Source organism: Aeromicrobium sp. P5_D10, assembly GCF_054049535.1.
Window position 1 is genome coordinate 1 of sequence record NZ_JBFUME010000029.1, and the last position, 555, is coordinate 555.

Here is a 555-nt window from a genome sequence, read left to right on the forward strand (position 1 = left end):
ATCCGTTTGAAGATCCGGGGCACGGTCTCCACATTGTGCGCCAACACCTCAGGACGTGACTCGAACACCTGCGCCAACAACTCCGGCACACCGTTGAAGTCCGGAATCAGATTCTCCACACCCGTCTCMGGGTTGAACTCATGGATCTTACGGACCGTCTCGGCGTACAACCAGGCACCACCATCGGGCTGGTCATCACGGGCSACMCCGGTGATCGTGGCGTACCGCAACTGCATCTTCTGCACCGACTCGGCCACCCGACGCGGCTCATCACGATCAATCGCAACCGGTTTACCGGTATCGATCAAACARAAATCACACCGCCGGGTGCACTGCTCACCRCCGATCAAGAACGTGGCTTCACGGTCTTCCCAGCACTCGAAGATATTGGGACAACCAGCCTCCTGACAGACCGTATGCAAACCCTCACCCTTRACGAGCTTCATCAACTCGTTGTACTCCGGCCCCATCTTGGCCCGAGTCTTGATCCACTCAGGCTTCTTCTCGATCGGAGTCTCAGCATTACGGGCCTCGATACGCAACAACTTGCGGCCC

General features: G+C 57.7%; 1 protein-coding gene. It reads right to left on the minus strand.

Annotated elements, in window-relative coordinates; genetic code table 11:
* The coding region (locus tag ACXJKC_RS21745) for a lipoyl synthase (RefSeq protein WP_456698847.1) at nucleotides 1-555 on the minus strand (555 nt) is incomplete at both ends.